Origin of the sequence: Marinobacter sp. (assembly GCF_041687235.1) — a bacterium.
GTDB lineage: Bacteria > Pseudomonadota > Gammaproteobacteria > Pseudomonadales > Oleiphilaceae > Marinobacter.
Genome location: NZ_JAWLCH010000002.1, coordinates 91,379 through 114,514 on the forward strand (window position 1 = coordinate 91,379; position 23,136 = coordinate 114,514).

General features: G+C 52.3%; 16 protein-coding genes. 9 read left to right on the forward strand and 7 right to left on the reverse strand.

Annotated elements, in window-relative coordinates; genetic code table 11:
- Nucleotide 1: 1 nt before the first annotated feature.
- Nucleotides 2-1,717 (reverse strand): NADH-ubiquinone oxidoreductase-F iron-sulfur binding region domain-containing protein, encoded by a 1,716-nt coding sequence (locus ACESMK_RS04185; RefSeq protein WP_372995582.1) that lies wholly within the window; start codon nucleotides 1,715-1,717, stop codon nucleotides 2-4.
- A 179-nt stretch (nucleotides 1,718-1,896) separates the two neighbouring features.
- Nucleotides 1,897-3,015, reverse strand: coding sequence for a helix-turn-helix domain-containing protein (locus ACESMK_RS04190; RefSeq protein ID WP_372995584.1), 1,119 nt, complete (start codon nucleotides 3,013-3,015; stop codon nucleotides 1,897-1,899).
- 157 nt (nucleotides 3,016-3,172) lie between these two features.
- Between ACESMK_RS04190 and ACESMK_RS04195 the strand changes: the two genes are divergently transcribed.
- The gene (locus ACESMK_RS04195) at nucleotides 3,173-5,671 is read left to right on the forward strand and encodes a penicillin acylase family protein (protein WP_372995586.1); all 2,499 of its coding nucleotides are present in this window, start codon (nucleotides 3,173-3,175) and stop codon (nucleotides 5,669-5,671) included.
- 30 nt (nucleotides 5,672-5,701) lie between these two features.
- On the opposite strand, the gene ACESMK_RS04200 is transcribed toward ACESMK_RS04195, so the two are convergent.
- Entirely contained in the window at nucleotides 5,702-7,174 is a 1,473-nt protein-coding gene (locus tag ACESMK_RS04200) for a metal-dependent hydrolase family protein (protein WP_372995588.1), read from the reverse strand.
- A gap of 149 nt (nucleotides 7,175-7,323) precedes the next feature.
- On the opposite strand from ACESMK_RS04200, the gene ACESMK_RS04205 reads away from it, so the two are divergent.
- Nucleotides 7,324-9,144 (forward strand): SLC13 family permease, encoded by a 1,821-nt coding sequence (locus ACESMK_RS04205; protein ID WP_372995590.1) that lies wholly within the window; start codon nucleotides 7,324-7,326, stop codon nucleotides 9,142-9,144.
- Nucleotides 9,145-9,647: 503 nt separating this feature from the next.
- Here ACESMK_RS04205 and ACESMK_RS04210 read toward each other — a convergent pair.
- Nucleotides 9,648-9,944 carry a hypothetical protein gene (locus ACESMK_RS04210; protein WP_372995592.1) on the reverse strand — a complete coding sequence of 99 codons (297 nt, stop codon included), beginning with the start codon at nucleotides 9,942-9,944 and terminating at the stop codon, nucleotides 9,648-9,650.
- Between the two features lie 395 nt (nucleotides 9,945-10,339).
- On the opposite strand from ACESMK_RS04210, the gene ACESMK_RS04215 reads away from it, so the two are divergent.
- A complete protein-coding gene (locus ACESMK_RS04215) occupies nucleotides 10,340-10,945 on the forward strand; it encodes a hypothetical protein (protein ID WP_372995594.1) in 606 nt (201 codons plus the stop codon).
- A 744-nt stretch (nucleotides 10,946-11,689) separates the two neighbouring features.
- Here ACESMK_RS04215 and ACESMK_RS04220 read toward each other — a convergent pair.
- Nucleotides 11,690-12,813 (reverse strand): IS3 family transposase gene (locus ACESMK_RS04220; protein ID WP_372995596.1). Its coding sequence is split into 2 segments (ribosomal slippage): nucleotides 11,690-12,555 and nucleotides 12,555-12,813, totalling 1,125 coding nucleotides; the frame shifts between segments, so codons are not numbered across the junction.
- Nucleotides 12,814-13,176: 363 nt separating this feature from the next.
- On the opposite strand from ACESMK_RS04220, the gene ACESMK_RS04225 reads away from it, so the two are divergent.
- From ACESMK_RS04225 to ACESMK_RS04250, 6 genes are all read left to right on the forward strand, one after another.
- Nucleotides 13,177-14,394, forward strand: coding sequence for a PD-(D/E)XK nuclease family protein (locus ACESMK_RS04225; protein WP_372995598.1), 1,218 nt, complete (start codon nucleotides 13,177-13,179; stop codon nucleotides 14,392-14,394).
- Between the two features lie 119 nt (nucleotides 14,395-14,513).
- On the forward strand, nucleotides 14,514-14,852 hold the full coding sequence (locus tag ACESMK_RS04230) for a hypothetical protein (protein WP_372995600.1): 339 nt from the start codon (nucleotides 14,514-14,516) through the stop codon (nucleotides 14,850-14,852).
- A 44-nt stretch (nucleotides 14,853-14,896) separates the two neighbouring features.
- Nucleotides 14,897-15,802: a hypothetical protein gene (locus tag ACESMK_RS04235; protein WP_372995602.1), complete on the forward strand. Its 906-nt coding sequence runs from the start codon at nucleotides 14,897-14,899 to the stop codon at nucleotides 15,800-15,802.
- 24 nt (nucleotides 15,803-15,826) lie between these two features.
- Nucleotides 15,827-18,082 (forward strand): McrB family protein, encoded by a 2,256-nt coding sequence (locus ACESMK_RS04240; protein ID WP_372995604.1) that lies wholly within the window; start codon nucleotides 15,827-15,829, stop codon nucleotides 18,080-18,082.
- A gap of 1 nt (nucleotide 18,083) precedes the next feature.
- Nucleotides 18,084-19,670 (forward strand): nuclease domain-containing protein, encoded by a 1,587-nt coding sequence (locus ACESMK_RS04245; RefSeq protein ID WP_372995606.1) that lies wholly within the window; start codon nucleotides 18,084-18,086, stop codon nucleotides 19,668-19,670.
- A gap of 1,040 nt (nucleotides 19,671-20,710) precedes the next feature.
- The gene (locus ACESMK_RS04250) at nucleotides 20,711-21,157 is read left to right on the forward strand and encodes a hypothetical protein (protein WP_372995608.1); all 447 of its coding nucleotides are present in this window, start codon (nucleotides 20,711-20,713) and stop codon (nucleotides 21,155-21,157) included.
- Here the strand turns inward: ACESMK_RS04250 and ACESMK_RS04255 are convergent.
- Both ACESMK_RS04255 and ACESMK_RS04260 read right to left on the reverse strand, forming a co-directional pair.
- On the reverse strand, nucleotides 21,131-22,300 hold the full coding sequence (locus ACESMK_RS04255; RefSeq protein ID WP_372995610.1) for a hypothetical protein: 1,170 nt from the start codon (nucleotides 22,298-22,300) through the stop codon (nucleotides 21,131-21,133). The genes ACESMK_RS04250 and ACESMK_RS04255 overlap by 27 nt on opposite strands.
- Complete coding sequence (locus ACESMK_RS04260) at nucleotides 22,287-23,135, reverse strand: M20/M25/M40 family metallo-hydrolase (protein WP_372995612.1); 849 nt, start codon at nucleotides 23,133-23,135, stop codon at nucleotides 22,287-22,289. Before ACESMK_RS04260 ends, ACESMK_RS04255 begins: the two co-directional genes overlap by 14 nt.
- Nucleotide 23,136: the final 1 nt, after the last annotated feature.

Sequence of the window (23,136 nt, forward strand, 5' to 3'; positions counted from 1 at the left end):
CCTAACCTTTCGCTATCAGGTTGCTGCTGGCGAGTTCACTGCGGAAATCCCGCAGCAGGCTCAGCACCGGATTGGGTGCGGCCTGGCCGAGTCCGCAGATGGACGCATCCGCCATCACCCTGGCCAACTGCTTGAGCGTCTGCTCATCCCAGGTATCCCGCTCCAGCAAGGTGAGCATTTTCTCGGTGCCCACACGGCAGGGCGTGCACTGGCCGCAGGATTCGTCCGCGAAGAAGCCCAACAAGTTGGCAGCCGCAGCCTGCAAATCGTCCTGATCAGACAGAACGATCACGGCAGCGGAGCCGATAAAACAGCCATGTTCCTGCAAGGTGTCGAAATCCAGCGGAATGTCGGCTTTGCTGGCCGGCAATATGCCACCGGACGCCCCGCCGGGCAGATAGGCCAGCAAGCGATGCCCTTCGGCCATGCCGCCGCAGTATTCCTCGATCAATTCATTGAGGGTGATGCCAGCGGGTGCGACGTGCACACCGGGCCGCGCGACCCGACCTGACACCGAAAAGCTGCGCAGCCCCTTGCGACCATGCCGCCCCTGGCTGGCGAACCAGTCGGCGCCCTGGGCGTGGATGCGCGGAATCCAGTAAACGGTCTCGACGTTGTTAACGAGTGTGGGCTGGTTAAACAACCCCTTCTGCGCCACGAACGGCGGGCGATGCCTTGGCTTGCCGGGCTTGCCTTCCAGGGACTCGATCAGGGCGGATTCCTCGCCACAGATATAGGCGCCCGCGCCCCGGCGCAGGATTACGAAACCGGGTTCTATGATGCCCGCAGCTTCCAGCTCGGCAACGGCGTTTTTCAGCACACCCAGGAGGCCGGGATATTCATCCCGCAGGTATATGTAGAGAGCCTGCGCCTCAACCGCCCAGGCGCTCACCAGCGCGCCTTCCAGGAAGACGTGGGGTTCTCGTTCCAGGTAATAGCGATCTTTGAAGGTACCCGGTTCACCCTCGTCGGCATTGATCACCGCATAGCGTGGCCCGAGTTCGGCCCGCACGGCCTGCCATTTGCGGAACGTGGGGAAACCGGCGCCGCCCAAGCCGCGCAGACCAGCCTGCTGAAGTTCTTCCGCAAGGGACTCGACGGTAACCCGTCCGTCGCGGCAATCCTTCAGCAACTGATAACCACCCACCGAGCGGTAATCCGCCAGCTTCTGCCAATGGATGTCGTCGGGTTGAACCTGCTTTTGTTCGACTGCCTTGCCTACCGTCTGAACAGTGGCGTTGCATACATGATGTTGTCCCACGGCCACCACGGGTGCTGTATCGCAACGCCCCATGCAGGGCGCGTGGACCACACGCACCTGGCTCGGGTCAGTCCCATCAGACAGCGCCTCGTGCAGTGCCCCTGCGCCCGCCAGTTGGCAGGAAAGCGAGTCACACACCCGCAAAGTTATCTCAGGCGGCGGGGCTTGTTCATCGTGAATAACGTCGAAATGGGCGTAGAACGTGGCCGTTTCATAAATGGTGGCCATGGGCAGGTTCATGAAAGCCGCAAGGGCCCGAAGGCGAGACAAGGAGAGGTAACCGTCCGCGTCCTGCAATACATGCAGGTGCTCGATAAGGCGATCGCGGTCTCGCAATGACGAATCGACACGTTCGTCACCGATCAGGTCCCGCAGCTCCGACAGTACCGCCGGTTCCAGTTGACGGCCACGTAGAGCAGAGCGCCGGCGTTTGACCATCTTATCGTCTGTGCTCATTGTTGTTGACCAGGCGCCGAGGTATGTAAACCTGCCTTGTTGGCTGGCTTGACTGCTTTCCGATTATTGAAGCATATGGAGACGGGATGACGCCAGACTATGAATAACGGAATGAATACGGTTTTAGGCTTACGAACACCCTGGCTGGCTAACACGGTTGTGTGGCTCTCAAGCAACTTTCACTTTGGCGCATGTTTTTTGCGATATTCGGTTGGTGTGCAGCCCAATTGCCTGCGAAAAGCGGTGTTGAATGTTGATTTCGAGTTAAACCCAACCTCGTAACAGATCTCAGAAACGCTCTGAGGTGTCTCGCTCAGGGCTTCGCAAGCTGCTTTGATACGATAACCATTGACCCATTCATAGAAATTTACACCGGAACAGAGGTTGATTGCAGCCGACGCCTGATGAGTTGTGGTGCCACAAGCTTCGGCGAGAATTCTAAGGGTCAGTGTATTTTCTCTGAAGAGCCCTTTTTCCATGGCTTGTCCAAGTTCTTTGAACAGAGTTAAGTCGGTCTCGTCAATCAGCGCTGGATTTCTCTGCTCGGTTGATTCCTGTGATGCTAACGGCACAGGGGCCGTTCGCTGTACGTGCATAGGTGGGTTAGCGTGGGTAAGCAGCAGGTAGGTAAGATAAGCCGTTGTAGGCGCGAGAACAAAGGCGACGGAAAAGCTTTCACCAAAGACAAAGTAGACAATAATTCTGGCAGTCATACTGGCAGCGATAATCAACTGAATGAGTTGAAGATGCCTCACCCATTCACGTACGGCCGCCTTTCGAGTATTGATGCCCTTTTTTCGTTGCAGCCACCAGTAAAAGAGACTGGAAGCACCGATCACGGCTAAATAGGAATTGCCATAAAGTGTGATCGGTTGCCAGAGCGATTCAGCAATTCTGCCCTGAAACATCCAGTAAACCTTGAGTTCCCCCGGCATGCTCCAGAAAGGTATTGCAAGCAGAGCAACCACAATCATCGGAGCGGCATGTAGCCACCAATTTTTTTCCTTGTTCAGCGCGTTATCGCCCAGAATGGCTCGAATGTAGCCATAGATACAGAACGGCATCATCACGATTAGCGGGTCGAACAGCTTGAGAAAGAACGGAAACCGTTCCATCAAATCGCTGGCCTGGTACATAAATTCCAGAGACTGAAGGATAACGAGGCACACCAGAGCAAGAAGGTATGCCATTGGAAGCCTGTCCTGCTGTCTGTTCACAAACCAGCTCAAACTGGCGAAAAGCAGGATGACTCCGATGCAAAGGCACACTAGTGCGACGGTTCCCGTCCAGTAATTCATCTCGTCTCCACGTGCGAATCGATCGATTCGAACTCACAGGCTTTTGTTTTTTAAAGTTAAATAAAAAATTATTCGAATCTATCGATGCGGACGATCCAATCCAACCGATACCGTTAAATAGACCTCGCAGAAACACAAAAACAACGAGGACTCCTCTATGGAAATTCGATCAGGCACGACCCTTCTCGTACTTGGCACGATTATTTTATCAGGCTGCAACGGTGGGTCGGATAACGCAAGTTCTTCGTCACCATCGGATCAGGCTCCGTCCTATCAAGCTGATATTCGTTACACCGAGTATGGGGTGCCACACATTACCGCAAATGATTATGGCTCTCTCGGCTACGGTGTTGGTTACGACCATGCCAGAAACAATCTGTGCACACTGTCCGAACAATTGGTCAAATTGAAATCCCAGAAATCCCGTTACTTCGGGCCTGGCGAGCAGAACGGAAACCTGCTGACGGACGTAGGCTACAAGGCGCTTGATTATCCGGCCCAGGCCGCTGAATTATTTAAAGAACTGTCTCCCACGTCCAGCGAACTTTTGAAGGGTTACGCCGCAGGCTTCAATCGTTCTCTTGCGGAACGTCAGGGTCCCGGGGATTATCCATCACCCTGCCGCGGTGCCGAGTGGGTTGAGCCGATAACCGCTCAGGATTTGCTCGCCTACCAGTTGGATCTTGCCGGTCTGGCCAGTGCCCGGAATTTCCTCGAAGCGATCGCCGCCGCGCGGCCGCCCACTTCCAATATAGCCGAGTTCAATGTGCAGCTGGATCCTGCCAAAGTGTTTACCTCAGAAGGTATTGGCAGTAACGGCTGGGCACTGGGGAATGAAAAAACAGACGGTGCCAACAGTATGCTGTTGGGTAACCCGCATTTCCCCTGGGATGGCGAGCTGCGTTTTTACCAAAACCATCTAACGATTCCGGGCGAACTGGACGTGACCGGTATCACGATGATTGGTTTGCCGGCAGTAGTGATTGGATTTAATAACCATCTGGGATGGACTCACACAGTCTCCCAATCCAAGCGATTTACCCTGTATCAACTGGAACTCGATCCGGCTGATGCAACCCGCTATGAATACGACGGTGCCTACCGTGATATGGCGACCAAAACCGTGGAAATAACAGTGAAGCAGCCGGACGGTAGCCTTGCTGATTACAGTCAAGCAGTCTATTTCAGCCACCATGGCCCCGTCGTGAATCTGGCTTCTTTATCGCCAGTTTTGGGTTGGACAGAGGACTCTGCAGTCGCCTTCCGGGACGCCAATCTGGGCAATACCCGGATGCTGGATCAGTGGCTTGCGATGGCCAAGGCTGAAAGTCGTGAGGGTTTCTTCCAGGCATTTGAAGAAAACCAGGGCATTCCCTGGGTAAACACCCTGATGATCGACCGGGAAGGTACCGCCAATTATGTTGACGGCACACTGGTACCCAACCTTACTCCACAGGCCGAGCAATACTGGCGGGCTGCATCGCAGTCTCCGCAATTGGCGCCAATCTGGCAGGATGGTGCCGGCAGCGTCCTGCTGCCCGGAAACAGTTCCATTTTTGAGTGGTTGGATACCGGTGAAACCTTGTCGCCAGGATTGGTGCCTTTCAGCGAGGCGCCAAAACAGACCCGCAACGACTATGTCTTCAATGCTAACAGCAGCCACTGGCTCTCGAACCTCGATGAACCGCTGGAAGGTTTCAGTATTCTTTACGGGCCAGAACAAACCATTCGAAGCACACGCACTCGTTTCAATGCAAAATTGATCACTGACTCCAGCAGTTCCGGGCTGGCCGGTTCGGACGGCCGATTCTCCCTGGAGGAGCTCAAGAGTGTGATGACCCACAATGGCTCGCTGTTCAGTGGTGAGTGGAAAAACGCTCTAACCCAGCGTTGTATCAACTACCCGACGGTGACCTATCAGAGCGCAGCATTTGACCTTACCGCTGCCTGTCAGGTCTTGATCAACTGGGATGGCCGCTACAACATCAATAGCACGGGTGCGCACCTGATGCGGGAGTTCCTTGCAGAGTTCCGTGTATCGAGCCACCGGGAACTGGACGACGACCTGTTTGCCTCAGGCTTTGATCCCGATGCGCCGGTAACAACGCCATCCGGTCTGACGCCGATCGACCCGGCAGACGCAACCAATGATCCGGTACTTCAGGCGCTGGCGGCTGCGGCGGCAAGGCTAGAGGAAAATGGCCTTTCTCTGAATGCCTCTTTGGGTTCGCTGCAGTATGTCCTCAAAGCTGAAGGCGAGCAGCCAATTCCTGTCTCCGGGGGTTATTCGTTCGAGGGCGTGTTCAACATGGCCGAAACCAAAGCCAATTCCCGAAGCACTTCTGATTTGGCGAACACTCTGACGGGGCAGCCGACTGAAGACAGCCCTCTGTTCGCACTGGACGAAGACGGTGATGGTCAGGATGAATTGGCTTACCGAATAAACTATGGCTCCAGCTTTGTGATGGCGCTTCAGTACACAGATGAAGGCCCTAAGGCTGATATGTTCCTTAGCTATAGTCAGGATCACGATCCCGAAGCCGAACACTTCAAAGATCAGACAGAGCTATACAGCGACCTGGAGTGGCGACCGATTCTTTTTAAAGAAGAGGACATCGCAGCAGCGGTCGTGGAAACCGTTGATCTGCGCGAATAATTCAGGTGTGAGCAGCCCCGGGCGGGTTCGCTAAAGGGTGTTTTTGTAGACTCGACCTCCCTTCATTATGAGCCGGAGGTTGGCCTGCGGGTCACTCAAAAACTCCAGCCCCCGCTCCGGGTTTCCATCCACCACTAAGAGGTCGGCCAGAGCGCTGGACTCTATGGTACCAAGCTTGCCCTGGTAGGGGCTTCGATTGCCAGACATAGCCAGGAGCTCACCGTTGCGACCAGTCGCCATCGCCAGCGTGGTGAGCGAATCGTAAAAACGTGTGAGTTTGGCGAGATGACGCAACTGGTTCTGGGTGTTCTGGGGACTGAACAAAATATCCGTGCCCCAGGCTGTTTTGACATCAAAATGCTGCGCCATCTCGTAAGCCCGCACCGTTCCCTCCGCCACCATGCGTTGCGACTCCCGGCGCGCGGCATCAGGATAAACATTGGAATCCTCATCCTGGAGGAACGGCTGCAAGCTCCACCAGGCGCCCTCGCCTGCTATCATGCGAACGCTTTCTTCATCTGCCAGTTGACCGTGTTCGATGGACTTCACACCCGCCCGCAGACTCCGCTGAATGCCCTTGGGCGTGTAGACATGAACTGCAACGTAAGTACCCCAGTCCTCTGCGGCGTCTACGGCTGCGCGTAATTCCCGTTCGGTAAACTGAGTGCTATCCAGCGGATCATAAGTGGAGGCCACACCACCGCCGGCCATCAGTTTGATCTGGGATGCCCCCAACATCAATTGTTCACGAGTGCGGCGGAGCACCTCGGCTTCACCATCGGCAATTACAGCGACTCCCTGCTTTTCCTGCTCGCTCAGGGGCGAGGCAGTACCCCGAGGCACCTCGTGCCGCATGCGGAAATCACCATGGCCGGAGGTTTGCGAAATCATGGCACCGGCGGGGAACACCCTCGGGCCATCGACAATGCCTTTGTCGATCGCGCGCTTGAGGGCAAAGGAAGGGCCACCAACATCTCGAACCGAAGTGACGCCACGCATTAGCGTACGTTCCGCTTCTTTAGCTGCGACCAGATGCACATATCCCGGGTCCGCTGTCATGGCTTCAAGCTGGCTGATTCCAGCCAATGTGGTGTGCCAGTGGGCGTCAATGAGACCCGGCATCACCACTCGGCCGCCACAATCCACAACTTCCGCATCACCGAAGTCTGCACCGTTGGCAAGCAGGGCCTGAATGCGACCGTCCTCAATGCGGATAGCGACGCCTTCACGCAGCGGTCCGCCGCTACCATCGAAAAGCCTCAGGTTTTTAAGCAGAATCGGTCGGTTTTCGTCCCGGGGCTGCTGGCTCAGAACGCTAGGCGCGCGCAATCCCGCGAACATAGCCATAACACCGGCAGCACCCCCAATGAACTGCCTGCGGCTAATATCCGCCATCATGCGCTCATGGAACTGGGACAGCATCGGCGAGCCGCACTGGCAGGCGCCGTGGCCATGGTGGTTAATTAAGGGATAGCATTTGGCGGAGCGGGGCAAAGCGGGCATCGAACGTTTCCTCATGGGTGGTGCCCGATTATAGACAATTCAGGCTATGGTGCGAGCCAGCAGGGACACCCCTTGACTCATCTGTTGAGTTAAGGACAACTTATCCGTGATTCCCTATTCCGTTTTTTGTCCGCTCAAGGAAACTGCCTGTGAACGCCGAGATTATTTTCGTCCTCACGCTGCTGGCGGCCACTGTCGGTCTTTTTCTGATCGACAGAATCCGTATGGATATGGTCGCGCTGCTGGTAGTTGCTGTGCTTGCCCTGTCCGGCTTGATCTCACCAGCCGAGGCGGTCTCCGGTTTCGGTAACCCGCTGGTGGTCATGATTGCTGCCCTGTTTGTGGTGGGAGAAGGGCTTTTCCGAACCGGTGTTGCTGCAGCTGCAGGGCAGTGGCTGCTGCGGGTAGGTGGATCTGACGAGACCCGCCTGCTGGCTGTACTCATTCCGCTCGTTGCGTTGCTCTCAGCCTTCATGAGCTCAACCGGCGCCGTAGCGCTATTGCTGCCTGTAGTACTGAGCATGGCCCGACGTTCAGGCATGAACCCGGCTCGCCTGCTGATTCCGCTGGCCTATGCTTCCCTGGTAGGAGGCATGCTGACGCTCATCGGCACGCCGCCCAATCTGGTGGTCGCCAGCCAGATGCGCGAATCGGGCATGACCCCTTTCGGGTTTTTTGACTTCACGCCGATTGGCCTGGTGATTCTGCTGGTGGCCGGGATCTACCTCATTTTCGTTGCCCGCCACCTGCTGCCCACCCGCACCGTGGAGAAACACGGTGCAGCCCACCCTCCCCTGGCAGAATTTGCCCAACGCTACGACATTGCCGATCAGCTGCACCTGCTTTCGGTGCCGGCCGGCTCGGGGCTGGCTGGCAAAACGGCGGCCGAGGCCGGCCTGCGCACACACTACGAAGTCACGCTTTTTGGCATCCGACGGGCGGGGCGATTGCTTTCTACTCTGGTGCCGGTTCTGGCGGAAACCCGCGTGGAGGCAGGCGATCGGCTGCTGGTGTATGGTTCACCCGAAGCCGTTGAACAGTTGTGTCTGACACAGCGCCTGTCGTCCCTGGGTTTTCCCGAGGGCGAAATGGAGCGGGTCAGGAAGGAGTTCGGGGTGGCAGAGGTGGCACTGAGACGCGGTTCTTCACTGATCGGGAAGACCCTTAAGGAGGGGCGCTTCCGTGAACAGTTCCGGCTCAGTGTTATTGGTGTCCGGCGGGCGGGAGAGGCTTTGGCCACGCGTTTTGGCGCCACCCGCCTGGAAGAAAACGACGCGCTGTTGCTGGTCGGTGGTTGGAACCGGCTTCGTGAGTTGCAGCAGGAGCGTGATTTTGTGCTGCTGGATACGCCCGAGGAAATGGAAGAAGTGCCCAGCCACGGCCAGCGTGCCCCTCTGGCGCTGGCGATTATGCTCGGGATGCTGGTGCTGATGGTCAGCGGCCTGACATCGAACCTGACCGCTGTTCTGCTGGCGGCGCTGGCCATGATCGGCAGTGGCTGCCTGACACTGCCGGAAGCCTATCGCTCCCTCAATGCCACCAGCCTGGTCCTGATTGCCGGACTGCTACCGCTGGCGCTGGCGATGGAGCGAAGCGGTGCCCTGGCGCTGATTGTTGACCAGCTTGTGGCGGGCCTTGGCGATGCCGGTCCCCGTGCACTTTGCGTCAGCCTGTTTCTGCTCACATCCGTGTTCAGCCAGTTTATCTCCAATACCGCTACCACCGTGTTGGTGGCCCCCATTGCCATTGCCACTGCGCAGCAAATGGGGGTCAGTCCCGAACCGGTACTGATGACCGTGGCCCTGGCGGCGTCCACCGCCTTTGCCACCCCCATTGCCTCGCCGGTCAACACCCTGGTACTTGCGCCGGGAAACTATCGTTTCCTCGATTTCGCCAAGGTTGGGGTGCCCCTGCAGCTGCTTGCCATGGGCGTGGTAATCTGGCTTACGCCGCTGCTTTTTCCGTTTTGAGATCCCTACCCAAAACCTTTTCAGATTTCCTGGAGGTGCCTTGCAGATGGAAAATTGGGCGTTATTTTGGGGTGCTTAAAAGGCAGCTCGGCAAAGCGGATAATTTTTGGGGTTTAATTTGGATATTTTTGGGGTGAGAAACTCGACTCCGACCGAAAGGGTCAGGTTGTTGATAATAAAGGGTAAAAATGGAGGCGCGGGTCGGAATCGAACCGGCGTACACGGAGTTGCAGTCTGGCACTTTTAATAAATATAAATACTATATTTTCAATTAGTTGAGAAACATTTCTCAGAAACTAAGTGAAGCCAAAATGGCATTTTAGGCGTCAGTAATATCAATAAGTTGCGTTACCTTTGTCGCCATCTACTTTGTCCGGCTTCACTTGTGGGCGCACTACCCTAGCCTGGCTCCCTGCTCATACCTGAGTAACCGAAGATCTGCACCAGCAGCGCAAGGCGGAGTTTGAATCGAGAGTTGAATAAACCCCGCCCAGTCACCCATCTCAATCCAGTCCGAACTCTATGAGCCTTTCTTTCAAGAATGGGTTTTGCTTAAACACTTCTAGGACCATACAACTTGTAGCGGCCGCCAAAAATGTAAGGGTAATTTTGTTCCTCATTAACGGCGTAACGACAGCATACACCGTATCAAAGTTTTCCCAGGCGCTGGCCTCCTCGCTTCCATAGCCGGAGGGGGTTATCAGAAAGATCCAACCCACTATGATTGCGGCTACAATCGCCTTCAGCAGTTGCACGAAAATTTCTGATCGGATGATGTTGGTGATAAATTTTGTTTGCATAGTCTGAGCTCCTTTTTGTTGTCAGAAACCCAATGCTTGCACAGATCCCAAATCCTCCAAATTTGCTGAGACTTACGATGTTGGAGACTTCCCAAAAAAGTGTAGGATTAATTTGGGATAGTTTGATGAGGAAGTTCTTATGAACCTGATGGCTGGCTTTTTGGGTTTTTCAGTATTCACCATCACATGTTTGGTTATAGGTCTCTTGGGCTATTGGCAAGCCGATCGACTAGAGAACTACGCACGAATCTACGCGCGGAAAGCCAGGCAGAAATCTGCAATGAGACGCAACCGTTAGAGGCCCCGACACAGGTAACAAATAGTTGGAGAACAGCTATCTTCGTCCTTACGCAAGCAGAGATATGGGAGGTTAGGATTTGGAGAGCTTAAGCCCATTGACTGATTTCGAAGCCCGAGTCATTAGGGCGCTCGGCTTTGGGGCATGTTTGCCAGCCGGCAAGGGCCTGGACGATCACTTCCATTTAACCAAATCAATTCCAAACAAAATTTGGCCATCAGCCGAACCTCTCTCAGTCTCTGAAAAAGCTGTACTCGAACAAGGAGGGGCTCGGGGCCTCGAAGCTTCTCCCACATCTCTTGAAGGGCTGAAAAACCGCACGAAGATTTCTTTGCAGGTGATTTCAGAGTGCAGGTCCATTGCGGCCCAGTCACTCACGCTTAAGGAGGTCTCGAGATTACTCCACGCACCGGAAGATATGGTGATAATCGAATCAAACCGCACACCCCCGAGCTTACTGGCGTTGACACTTGAAGATTCCACGCCAGTATTCTTCGGTTGGCAGTTTAGCGATTCAGGCAGACTACCCCACCTTGCCGAATTACTAGTGTCAGCTGAGGCAATTGATCGTCCTCTCACACTGACGCGTTTCATGCTGACACCGACTGCTGATCTGGATGGCCACTCGCCGAGAGAATGGCTTTTGAGCGGCTACGAACTAGGCCCCGTGAAAACCTTATCGATGTTTATGACGCAGACATAACTTTCGCTAAGTAGATGTGTTCGAGTTCTGGCCCACCTCTACTTGCCAGCTTGGACACCAAGGCAACGTACACAGGTGTCGCAACCGCGCACAGTCGCATTAAAAATACTGCTCGAAGCTCTCAAAATCGCTATAAATAATCAGAAGGCGCACTACCAAGTCAGACGTGCGCAGATGCAACGTCCAGCCCTCCCAACTTAAGAAGCTTCTCCCCAACAGAGCATTTGACCTCGGAAAGTTGGCATGTCAGATCAGAGGCTTGGCCTCCCTGCGAGGAGATCAGGGCCTCAGTCCGAATTCGACTGATTCCAGTCGTCCGAGGTTCCAGAGAACCCCTGGATTCTTGGAAATTACGGGGCATGGAGAGATTGGAGGCTTCATATTAATCAGTACTATTAAATATAGCCCTAGAAATACTGAGATCGAGCGTAGATATGAAGCGCTACGTATTTAACAGTATTTGGCTAATTTAGAAGCGCCATATTGAAAATTTATTACCAGTTTTTTATAAACCTCCTTTGCAGCAGGTATTTTCCTAATCAATATGAATCGCTATCTTAATCAGGGGTTGTACTGTTAAATACGGAGTGAAAAATCAAGGGCCCCGAATTAGGCGTGGCATTGAGTCTATTAGAAATACTCTGGCAGCAAATTTTTCATCAAAAAGCTCAAAAGCTCTGGCATGCACACAAAATTATTAATTTGCCGTCAAAAGCTCTGACCTGCCCCCGATCACTAAACCACTCACTGCTTAGTAATGTCGGTTAATTTCGACCCTTTTCCCGTAGTCCGGTAGCCAGCGGCAAACTCCAGCGGTGTCTGGTAGCTCAGAGCTGAATGGGGCCGGTTTTCATTATAGTCTCGTCGCCAATTACCGATGATCTCCCGGGCATGAGCCAGATCCCGGAACCAGTGTTCATTCAGGCATTCGTCACGAAAACGTCCATTGAAGCTTTCAATAAAGCCGTTCTGGGTTGGTTTTCCAGGCTGAATCAGCTTCAGTTCCACACCGTTGTCATAAGCCCATTGGTCCAGAGCCTTGCTGGTGAATTCCGGTCCTTGGTCTGTCCTGACAGCCTGCGGGTAGCCTCTAAAGGCTGCTATGGCATCCAGAGTGCGGGCAACCTGGTTACCAGAGATGCCGTTTGCCACGGGGATGTCGAGGCACTCCTTGGTGAAGTCATCAACAATGGTCAGGCATTTAATCCGCCGACCACACGCCAGTGAGTCCATGACGAAGTCCATGGACCACGTCTGGTTCGGAGCTTCTGGCAACACCAGTGGCTGACGCTCCATGGCGATACCTTTGCGACGCTTGCGCTTTGGTACGGCCAGACCAGCCTCCCGATAAAGCCGGTAAACCCTTTTATGATTCACGTCGATTCCTTCCCGTCGCAACAGTTGGTGAACCCGTCGGTAACCAAACCGACGTCGCTCGTGGGCCAGTTCCGTAATGCGCTCGCTGAGCACATTGTCACCGGCCGCAACGGTGGAGCGGTAATGAAACGAAGCGCGGGATAACCCGACGAGAAAACAGGCCCTGCGTTGTGAAATCGGCGTTTGCTCCTGCATCGCCCGCACGGCCTCGCGCTTGTTCTCGACGGTCAGTACTTTCGGTTAAGAGCAGCCTTCAGAGCTTCGTTGTCCAGGAGAGATTCAGCCAATAGCTTCTTGAGCTTGGCATTCTCGTCTTCGACAGCCTTCAACCGGCGTGCTTCTGAAACTTCCATGCCGCCAAACTTCTTGCGCCAGGTGTAGAAAGTGGCGTCAGAAATGTTGTACTTGCGGCATAACTCCTTCACCGCCAGGCCCGCTTCGGCTTCCTTCAAAATGCTGATGATCTGCTCTTCTGAAAATCGCTTTTTCATGTTCATCGTCCTCTACTGTGATGAACATTACTAAGCTGAAAACGGTTAAGCTAGAGGGGAGCAGGTCAGCTCTGCCATGGTTTTGCTATCATCCTTAGTCAGCATCAACAGGGTTTTGGAGGTAGGCAGAGAAAATGCGTCACTCACCGAAATGGCAATCAGAATACTCTCGATCTGAAGATCAGCTCTGTGCCCTAGCAACGGAACTGTTGGACTCACTTTGTGCAAATGACCAAACCTCCAGCGTGGCGGAGTTAGCCTGTCAGCGCGTTGCGGGAAACACCACAATAGGAAAGAAGTAGCAGTATGAGTAGGCTCAATGACGCTTCGAACAAAACAGAATTCACAGACAGGTTTCGCCGCTTGACTGATCTGGTCGAGACCAGTAAGGAAAGCGCCAACCAGCACGGAGAGTGCTTCAATATTTTCTCCATCCTTGGCGTCCAGCGCGATGAAAACCGGACCCACTCCCGGTACCTCGCGGAGTTGCTTAGTCCTACCGGACGACATGGTGAGGGTTCCCGATTTCTTGATGCATTTGTCAAAGATATCCTGGGACTTTCACTGGATGTGAGCGGGCGCGTTAAGATAACAAGAGAATTGGCAACCGAAGGCCGACGGCGTGTGGATATCGTGGTTGAGTCTCCCGACCTTATTATCGGCATTGAAGTAAAGATCGACGCCGGAGATCAAAAGGCTCAGCTCCAGGACTATTTCACAGAGCTCAATCAACGGGCCAAAGATCGTAAAACCGCAGTGCTGGCCTATCTCACTTTGGATGGCAAGCCACCTTCAGCGTATAGCCTCAGGGATCTTGAACAGGAGAATGTTCATTGCCTCTCATTTGCAGAAGACATCCGCCAGTGGATCGATCACTTTGCCGGCCTCTGTGAGCATAAACCAGAGCTATCTTACGCCCTCATCCAATACAAGCGCCTACTCGAAACCCTCACCGGAGCCGGAACCTCTATGACCTCTCTTATTGCCGAGAAATTGGCCCACAACCGTGACGATCTGGAAACTGCCCTGGCAGTAGAGAAGGCACTGCCTAAAGCCAAATCCTCGGTCATGCTGCGGTTCTGGGAGGAACTATCTTCCGCTATGGCCAATGCGCTTGGTGAAGCGCCCGTCGTCTACGGGGATAAAAGCCTGAGGGAGCTTTCTCACAATTACTTCAACGGTCGCGGCGGTAAACACGTTGGCATCAAACACACCATTGGAGAGCTCAACGGAGAAAAGCTCTGTCTGTACGTGAACATCTACCACGCCATCCACTACGGTCTGCGCATCGAAAGCCCCTCGGGTTCAGCAGTCTCGCGACCCGACATAAAAGATAAACTCAGGGAAACGCTGAACGACGGTAACGCGGTAGCCAACAAGGAAGCAGATTGGCTGATTTGCTACTACTACAACCCGTACCCCAGTCGTGAGCCTGCCATCCTCAACTTTCACTCGTTTGATGGGGCTGTCCTTGATTTGCTGGAAGATGAAAACCGGCAAGCCGTCATTAATAACATGGTTGAGCATCAGGTGAGACTGGTAAATGAGGCCCGGGCCCTCCTTGAATCCAGCACAGCATAAAACGACAACATTTGTCGCGACGTTGATGTCTGATAGGTATGCCGATCTGGCATCAGCGTTCAAAAAATTATTAGCGTCTGGTGGAAACCGCTTAGCTGGACCGACGGAGACCATACTTCATGAATCCCGAACTATCGTTCGCCCAAAATCGCCTGAATCAGCTCACTGAACAACTGCTTTCGGAAACACCCGTTACAGGAGACATCATATTCTTCGCAGACGAGGACACTGGTGGAGCAAGTGGCGCAACTTGGCGATTTGAAGATGAAGATCACGCCCTTTTGAAAGATCGAAACTTCAAATTCATGCTTATGGAGTTATTGAATACCCTCATTCAGCACCGGGCCGGTGAGGGGCGTACAAATACCCTCCATGGCATCGTTCATCTTGAGAAGTCGTCACCAAGCATTCAGTGGTTAACCTCTGATGAGGCAGAGCAACGACGAAACTTAGAGTGACGCAAACGGGTGGCCGGGGCGCGCACGGACTAACGGGAATACATATGGAATTTGCTCTCATAATCGGGTCAGTCATCTTTCTGTTCCTTCTTATTGGCGGCAACAAAGCGCCTCAGAAGCCACGTAAATCAGAAAGCGATGCACTCCGGATTAAAATCGTGATTGAAGAATCCGGTAAGAGGAAGCCCAACTGGGAGCTCGTGGATCAGAAGCCGGCTTTATTCAGAACCTCACAAAACAACGCTCCAGAACACAACAAATCAGCTATTAACCGTGGGCTCATCATCGCTGAACCATGGATTGGCAAAATCCTGAATGGTGAGAAGGTATGGGAGATGAGGGGCCAACGGACAAAAATGCGCGGGCCGATTGCCCTGATCAAAAAAGGTAGTAAAACGATTGTTGGTATCTGCCATTTGGACGGCGTTGAGGGACCTTTCGATAATCGTGAGCTAGCTTTGAACCAATCCAAACATCAAGTCCCTTCTGATATCTACGAGTCTCCGGATTATAAATGGCGCTATGCCTGGGTATTGTCAGAGATAGAGCCCCTTGCTCAACCGGTTCCTTATAAACACGCTAGTGGCTCCGTAATATGGGTAAAACTGGACGAAGACGCCATACATCGGCTTGCTTCCGCAAGTCCGTCCCAGATCTCAACACCGGACTCCGATGCTGTTGATTCTTGTACCGAGTCGCCGGATCCTGAATTCGTGAGGATGATTACGGTACCTTACGCCCGGGATGGTTCTTATTTTTGCCGGCATCAATCCTCGATTGGCGGTCGTTATTTTATTGAAAGCAAACACGGGAGCCTGGAATTCACCGATTACGACGAAGCTCTGGATTATATGCGGAATATGTCAGTTGCCCGCTGGTGCCGCCCTACCGATCAAAGTACGTGCGAAATTGTTAGTGCAGTCGAATGGAAGGCTCTGATCGAGGATTAATTAGGATTCAAGGAGAATCACATAGTGCAAACGGATCTAACCCAAGAACAGCAGCTCAAGAATATTCTCGACGGTATATCGCCCTTTGACAGGAACCCTGTCTGGCTTTCCAGCTTGGCTGAATTTCTTGAATACGTTGGCAATGCGGATCTAGAAACCCGAAAAACTCTGGAATTTCAGCAGAAGCTATGGGAGGAAAACGCTGTCAGCGGCGTTGGAATGGGCACGGTTAATATATCTACCGCTCTTGAGGATCCTGAATTCAGATCCTGGATTGCTGAGGAGTCGTTGAAGGCGCTACCTGAAAGTTCGGAAGAGCGAATTACCCGACTTCAGGCCTTTCATGATGAAATTGCCATACGGATGAAGCAGTACACCAATCGGATCGCTTGGGTGAAAATCTGTCGGGTTATGGCTGCCTTCTATCCGCGTTATTTTAGTACCATCACCTACGACCTGATGGCGCAGGAATGTCACAGGGCGTGGTTCGGGGATTCTTCTCGCCGACCGAAAGTGGTTACTTGCCAGCACGATTTGATGCTGCGCCTGGAGGAACTACTGGGCTCGGTGGAAAGTTCCCCCAAAGCTCTTGCCGAACGCATGACACTCCCCTGGTTTGTTTATGAAGGTCATGTCCAGGGCACCAATACCGAAACGGTAGCTGAGGTGGCAAATGACCAGGGTGAGGTAAAACTGAAACCCTTGCCCGCGCTCCAAAGACGTAAAGGTTTGACGAGCATTCGAGGTGGCATAGCAACGCTGATCAAGGCTCTGAGTTTTGTTGAGGACGGCGTTCGACGAGACGAACTCATTGATTTTCTGCGATCGGAGTTCCCGGATTACCGGGAAAGCAGCCTCAGAACCACGGTTAATGTTCTGAAGAATGAGTTCTACGTGATCGAGGAACACGAAGGCTTTGTCGCAAAGACAACTCGCGGCGAGCTGTATCTGGAAACGGAAGATCCTCGGGAACTGATACCCATCTTTCTGACCCGGGTTCTGGGAATTGATCATGTTCTGCTTGCATTGAAAGCACAGGACCAGACAAGCCGCGAACTCTATACCCTGCTTCAGAAGGTTAATTCTGGCTGGACCTCAGACTTCATGCCGGGAAGCATCATAAAATGGTTGAAAGGCTTTGAACTGATCAAAAGCTCTGAGAATGGGATGTTCTCATTGACCGAAGCTGGCAAAGAATGGACGGACCAAATTCACTGGACGCCAGAGTTCCTGAAACCGACGGATCTAGGTGAAGAGACAGATGCTCCAGATATCGACACTGACTTTCTCAATATAAGCACCATTGACGAGATTGCCCTTGTAAACGAAGTCACCGCCAGTACTGCCTTTGCATCCAGACTTGTGAGTCAGCTTCATTTTGGTTTGTGGTCTCATGAGCGTCGTCACTTTGCCATCCTTGCGGGCCTTTCCGGATCCGGTAAAACCCTCTTGGCCCAACGCTATGGGCAAGCCCTTACACAGCAATTCAACCTTCCAGCCGACAAGCACGTGTTTGTTCAGGCGGTACAGCCAGGCTGGTATGACTCATCGCCACTCTTCGGCCACATTAATCCTTTAAGGCCTGATAATTATGTCCGCTCTCCGCTGCTGGATTTCCTGCTGCAGGCTGCCAGCCATCCGAATGAGCCATTTATTGTGATTCTGGATGAGATGAACCTGTCTCATCCAGAGCAGTATTTTGCGCCAGTACTGTCGGCTATGGAGACTGGCGATCACCTGCGCTTGCACAACGAAGGAAAATCCTTTGACGGTGTACCGAGCACGATTCCATATCCAAGTAATGTGGCCTTTATCGGGACCGTGAACATGGATGAAACCACTCACGGCATTTCAGACAAGGTTCTCGACCGTGCTTTCACAATGGAGTTTTGGGAGATCAATTTGGAAAACTATCCGAATTGGCAAAAATTCGGCCTGAACGTTCAGGACTTATCACGAGTAAAAGGTTGCCTCACCGACCTTCTCAGCGCGTTAGAAACCGAACGTATGCACTTTGGCTGGCGCACGGTAGAGGACGTTCTCTCCTATTTGGCCCTCGCTCAAAAGATGCCGGACATCGAACTCTCTCACGCATTGGATGACGTCATATATGCGCGAGTTCTCCCCAAGTTGCGAGGGTCCGAGAGCCAAAGGCTCCACGAAGCCCTTTTGCAGGTGATCAAGGTACTCACTGAGTATGACCTCAAGAGATGCCGCGCGAAGGTGGAGACGTTGAAAAGAGATTTGAGTGATACGGGCATGATGCGATTCTGGCGCTGATATGAAACTTCGGGTTTTCTCAGCGGATTCATCACACGGGTTGCTTGGTTATCTCGACCCTGAGCAAAAACTGCTGGATTGCAATGAAGCGCAAAGCTACCTGATACAGGTTCCGGATAGAAATGCCAAACTCTATGCGGATGACGCCCTGTTGGAAATGGACGACTCCGGCGAACACTGGGTCTGGCAGCCAGGTTTTTTTGCGGGTGAGATGTTCTTTGAGCTGGAACTTCCGGATCTGGCTTCCCCACTCCGTTATACGGTGGACGTCGCTCCGGCCATGCATAAAACAGGGCGAGAGCAGTTCAACGAATATCTTCAGCAGATTGTGGATTATGTGCCCCAGCTAGTGACCGGTACCGAGCCTGCAGTGCAAGATCTTGCCGGGCGTTCCAATTTTGTTTCATTGTGGCTCCGTTATTCGCGTTTGCGACAATTTATAGGTCGTTACCTTTCTGGCTTAGATGCTATCTGCGAACGGCCAATCATCCGACTCAACAGCCGACGCGAACAAATGCCTTTGCACATGGCAAAAAGAGTCGATGAGACAACCATTCGGCGTTTGATCAGCAATCCCAGGCTGCTTGCAGCATTCGCTGAAGACAGAACATCTGAAACGGCCCTGGCTCCAGAAGACTGGAATCTGGACGTACCGTTTCACGAACCATCGCTGGACAACCCTGCAAACCGGCTCATAGCAAGGCAATTGGTCGAGGTTCGACGACTGACGAGACTTTTGCTCGCTGACTTACGGGATCTTCGGGTTGGGGTATCCGAAACCGAAACCGATCTGATGGCCAGATTGCCCCGCCGTATTCGCTTCCTACAGTCTGTGGATAAGCAACTGGGCTGGCTTTCACGCAGAGACCCGTTTGCCAGAGTAAATATGGATAAGCGAGGAGCAGCAGAGTTCAACGCGGTTTCCGGAAATCCTCACTACAGCATGACCCACCAGACTGGCATCAGGATTCTTCGCCAGGGTCTATCTGAAATGGCGTCTGAAGAACAACACTATATTGCCCCAACATGGGAGATATATGAGGCGTGGTGCTTTGTAGCTATCGCCGAGGCGCTCGAATTGAGGTTTCCGGGATTTGTCTGGCGGTTGGAACACAATCCCAGATCGGCAGACCTCCTTCTAAGAGGAGATGCGGATGAAAAACACATTTCTCTCTACTACCAGATGAAATGTCGCTCTCTCGAAACACCCAACCAGTACGGGTATTTTTCCATCTCACGGGAAAGAAGACCGGACATGGTGCTGGAGATTGCGGAAAAGGAGCATAAACAGTTCATCTGTCTCGACAGCAAATATACGGCGAGCCGTGGAAGAATTTTAGATTCAATGTCTTCGGCGCACATTTACCGCGACTCCTTACGATGCGGTTCCATTTCACCCTTATTATCGATCATCCTCGCGCCGGCTAATAAGACCTTGGCAGTGCTTGGTAGTGACGAATACTGGGATAAGCATGGAGTCGGATGTGCCATCGTAAACAATCGAAGTGACGCAGCGTCAGTGCTCGACCGTGTATTTAACCGAAGCAAAGTTACAGAAACCTTCAGCTCTTGGGCATGCCATTTTTGACCGCTTCCAAACTGGCCAGCCACGGGCAAATCTCTTCCCGGAATGAACGCCGAACCGACGTACACAGGTGTCGCAAGCGCGCACAAACGTATGCATAAAACCGCTCGAATCCTTAAAAACCAGAATTGCGTACTCGAAGCGCACAACCACGTCAGACGTGCGCAGATGCAACACTTGACCAGCGACAATTAGATAAATCCCGGAAGATCGGATCCCCTGCGGCAAAATTCAGGATAAATTCGACTAATTCCAGCTTTTCGACCTTACAGACAATGCGCTGGTCTCCTGCAGCTCGATTCAGATTGCCATAGCAATACGGAAATCCGAGCACTGATATGAACCTCCTCATCTTAATCAGTATCTGGCGAATTTAAGATAGCTATCTCGAAAAAACATTACCAACGGTTCATCATCACTTTTTTAGCCGCCAACTTTACTGATTTAGATGAATGACTATCTATCAATCAATACTGATTAAGATAGTTTTAATTAAACGGAAATCCGAGCGCTGATATGAAACTCCTCATCTTAATCAGTATTTGGCGAATTTAGGATAGCTATCTCAAAAAAACATTACCAAAGGTTCATCCTCACCTTATGTAGCCGCCAGTTTCCCTGATTAAGATGCATGGCTATCTTAATCAGGGGTTGTACTGATTAAGATAGGGAGAAAAATTGAGCGTCTTGAATGAGGTGAAATCGGGAGGGACATCGACCTCAAGTAGGTTGTTGCTGAAGACGGAGGGGCAGAGAACGGACCGTTCGAAGTAAGCATCGTACTCTCACGTCAGCTACGACATCCGGTCTGCAGTGTTCCTATCAGATAACTTCCGGTAACAAATTCTCCTTCAAAAAGCTCATAAGCCCTCGAATGCAGCCAAAATTGTCAATTTGCCGTCAAAAGCCCTGCAGAGGGCTTGCTATGATCGTTAGCCAGGATCGACAAAGTTTTGGAGGCAGCACGAATGCTTTACTCACCGAATGGGCACTCAAAAGACTCTCGATCTGACAATCACCTCTGTGCCCTGGTAATAGAACCGTTGGACTCTCTTGATGCCAATGACCAAACTTCGAGCCAAAAATCTTGGGAGCTATTGCGTAGCAACGCCATCATCGAAAAACTGACTCACGAAGGAGCCATCCCTAAGCTCCACAAATACGCTCAGCGCGTTGAGCACCAGAATGCCCCGCGGCCCAAGCTGCAGGACGAACTGATCGACACCGACCTTTCAGCGATCGAAACGGAGCTGGATCAGGCGATGCCTGAGGAGCATAAAGCGGCTCGACCAGTTCAGAAACCCAAGTGCACCCCAATGCCATCAGAGCTGTCTCAGATTCTCATTCACCAAAACCCTCATTGCCGCAGCAGATGTCAGCTCAAGCCTATTGGCGAGGACGTCAGTGAGAAGCTGGAAAACATCCTTGGCGAGGCGGTATTTTTTAGCCCATCTTTGAGCCATTCACGAAAATGGTGGCATGCTTGGTAGGTCTTTGGACGAATAACTCACCAAATGATTTATGCATTCGATGGTCTGCTGATTCTCGTATCGCATCAAATCGATGGATGATAAGGAGTCAGGCTTCAAGCCATTTGCCTTGCTGAAAAGGGAGAACATTTTATTAGTCTCAGTAAGGATAGTAATGGTTTCTCGAGCGCGAGCTTCAAACTCCGACTTGAAGTTAGATTTTTTTATCATGCTCTCAACGAGAGCAACCCCCAATACATCAGAGACCAACTTCGCAGGGTCATGCGAATCGAATGATTCACTGCGAACATGTCTCAATGCTGGAGGCGTACAGTGCATCCGGAACCCCTCTCGGAATGCTGATAAAGCCATAACCATGTCGCTTCGCCGACTGACATAGCCCCCAAGTGAGATTGATCGATTTGGAACGGATAAGATCTTCGGATTTAGAACCAGTGTCGCTCCCCCTCTTTCTCGACCTGTAACTTCAGTCACCGCGGAGATACTCTGCTGTGTTCGTGTAGTAGCTTGCCCCCGATAGAGCTTGTAAACAAAATCATTGAGGTCAAGACTGAAAGGCCTCGCATGAAATTTCTCTTTTTTCAGAGCGTAATAATCATGATGACTAAACGGCGGTGGCTCACCATTGGCCAGCTTTACATCCGCGAAGTATCTATCTGAGATTCCTTGACTGAGCTCCCCCGCTTTCCGTAGATGGAGAAGAGCATCAAGAATCGGACAAGCCCTGCTGTACTCCTTGGGTATGGGTGGATCGCCGTCCAGCCCAAGGAAGGCCATGTCACTTTGATCGGCAAGCAGCACACCTAAAATGCAATCAAGTTCTGCCTCTTTCATGTGCCAGACCAAATCATCATCCAACACCATGCCGAAACAGCCGTTGGCCCTCATTATGCGCTTGAGATGTTGCTGACATCGATTTCTATTGACGACGATCGGTGTGTATCCAGGAACCCAAGCAAAGACATTGATTGATGGAGATAAATGGTGCTTCTCAGGCTCGGCGGGGGCGTTGTAAACCAACACCTGAATATCCAACTCGTAACTATGCAAATGTCCTCGGAGACTCTCCGAGAGGCGGTAAACGTTTTCGATCGAATCCCAATCGACTGCAACAACAATTGCAATGCATTTACTGTTGAGCATAAGCACTCATGAAGCGATAAAAATCAAAGTAGTGCTTTTCGAGTAAATCTTGCGACAAGGACTCATTGGGTCTATGGATTTGATGCAACCTGTCATTGGGACCAAAACCAACGTATAGAGCATCCGCAGGGAGGGCATTCAAAAATGGACAATTCTCGCCACCATTCAGTTTATTCAGATGGCGCCATTCAATTCGGTCTAATCCGGCCATAGCGAGATAGTCACTCCCCACTGAGTCTTTCACCGGTTTACCGCGTTTCGACCACAGAAACATGATTGCAGATCCATCGTCCAGGTCATTGAATCCGGTTTCATCCACGAACAGATCTGCCTCATAGTGAGCGACTTCGCGACGGAATATATCGAGAGTCTCCGGGCAAGGAACATTAACCTCCTCCTTTCCCTGAATAAGGAACAACATTTCTGGCAGCGACTCCCCGGCTCGAATCAATCCCCGAAGCGCCATTATTCGGGTTAGTAAGGTGCCTTTATTATCAGCCACTCCTCGCCCATAGAGCCGACCACCACGGGATTGAAGAACATAAGGTGTCCCTGATGCCCAAAAATCTGGATCGCCGGGCTCAGCAACATCGTAGTGCCCATACAGAACCACTTTCCGCTCACTATTGGTTGATGGTCGCTTTGCCACGATAACTGGCTGCTCCAGGAGCTCGCCTCCTTTGATACGGACATCAAACCCCAGCTCCTGCAGGTGCGAAGCAACAAAATGAACGGCGCGTTTGTTTTCTCTCGAGTTGCCCGCCACAGACTGAATAGCGATGAACTCTGCAAGAGCGGAATGTAACTCTTCAAAAGATTTTAACTGCGACTGCATT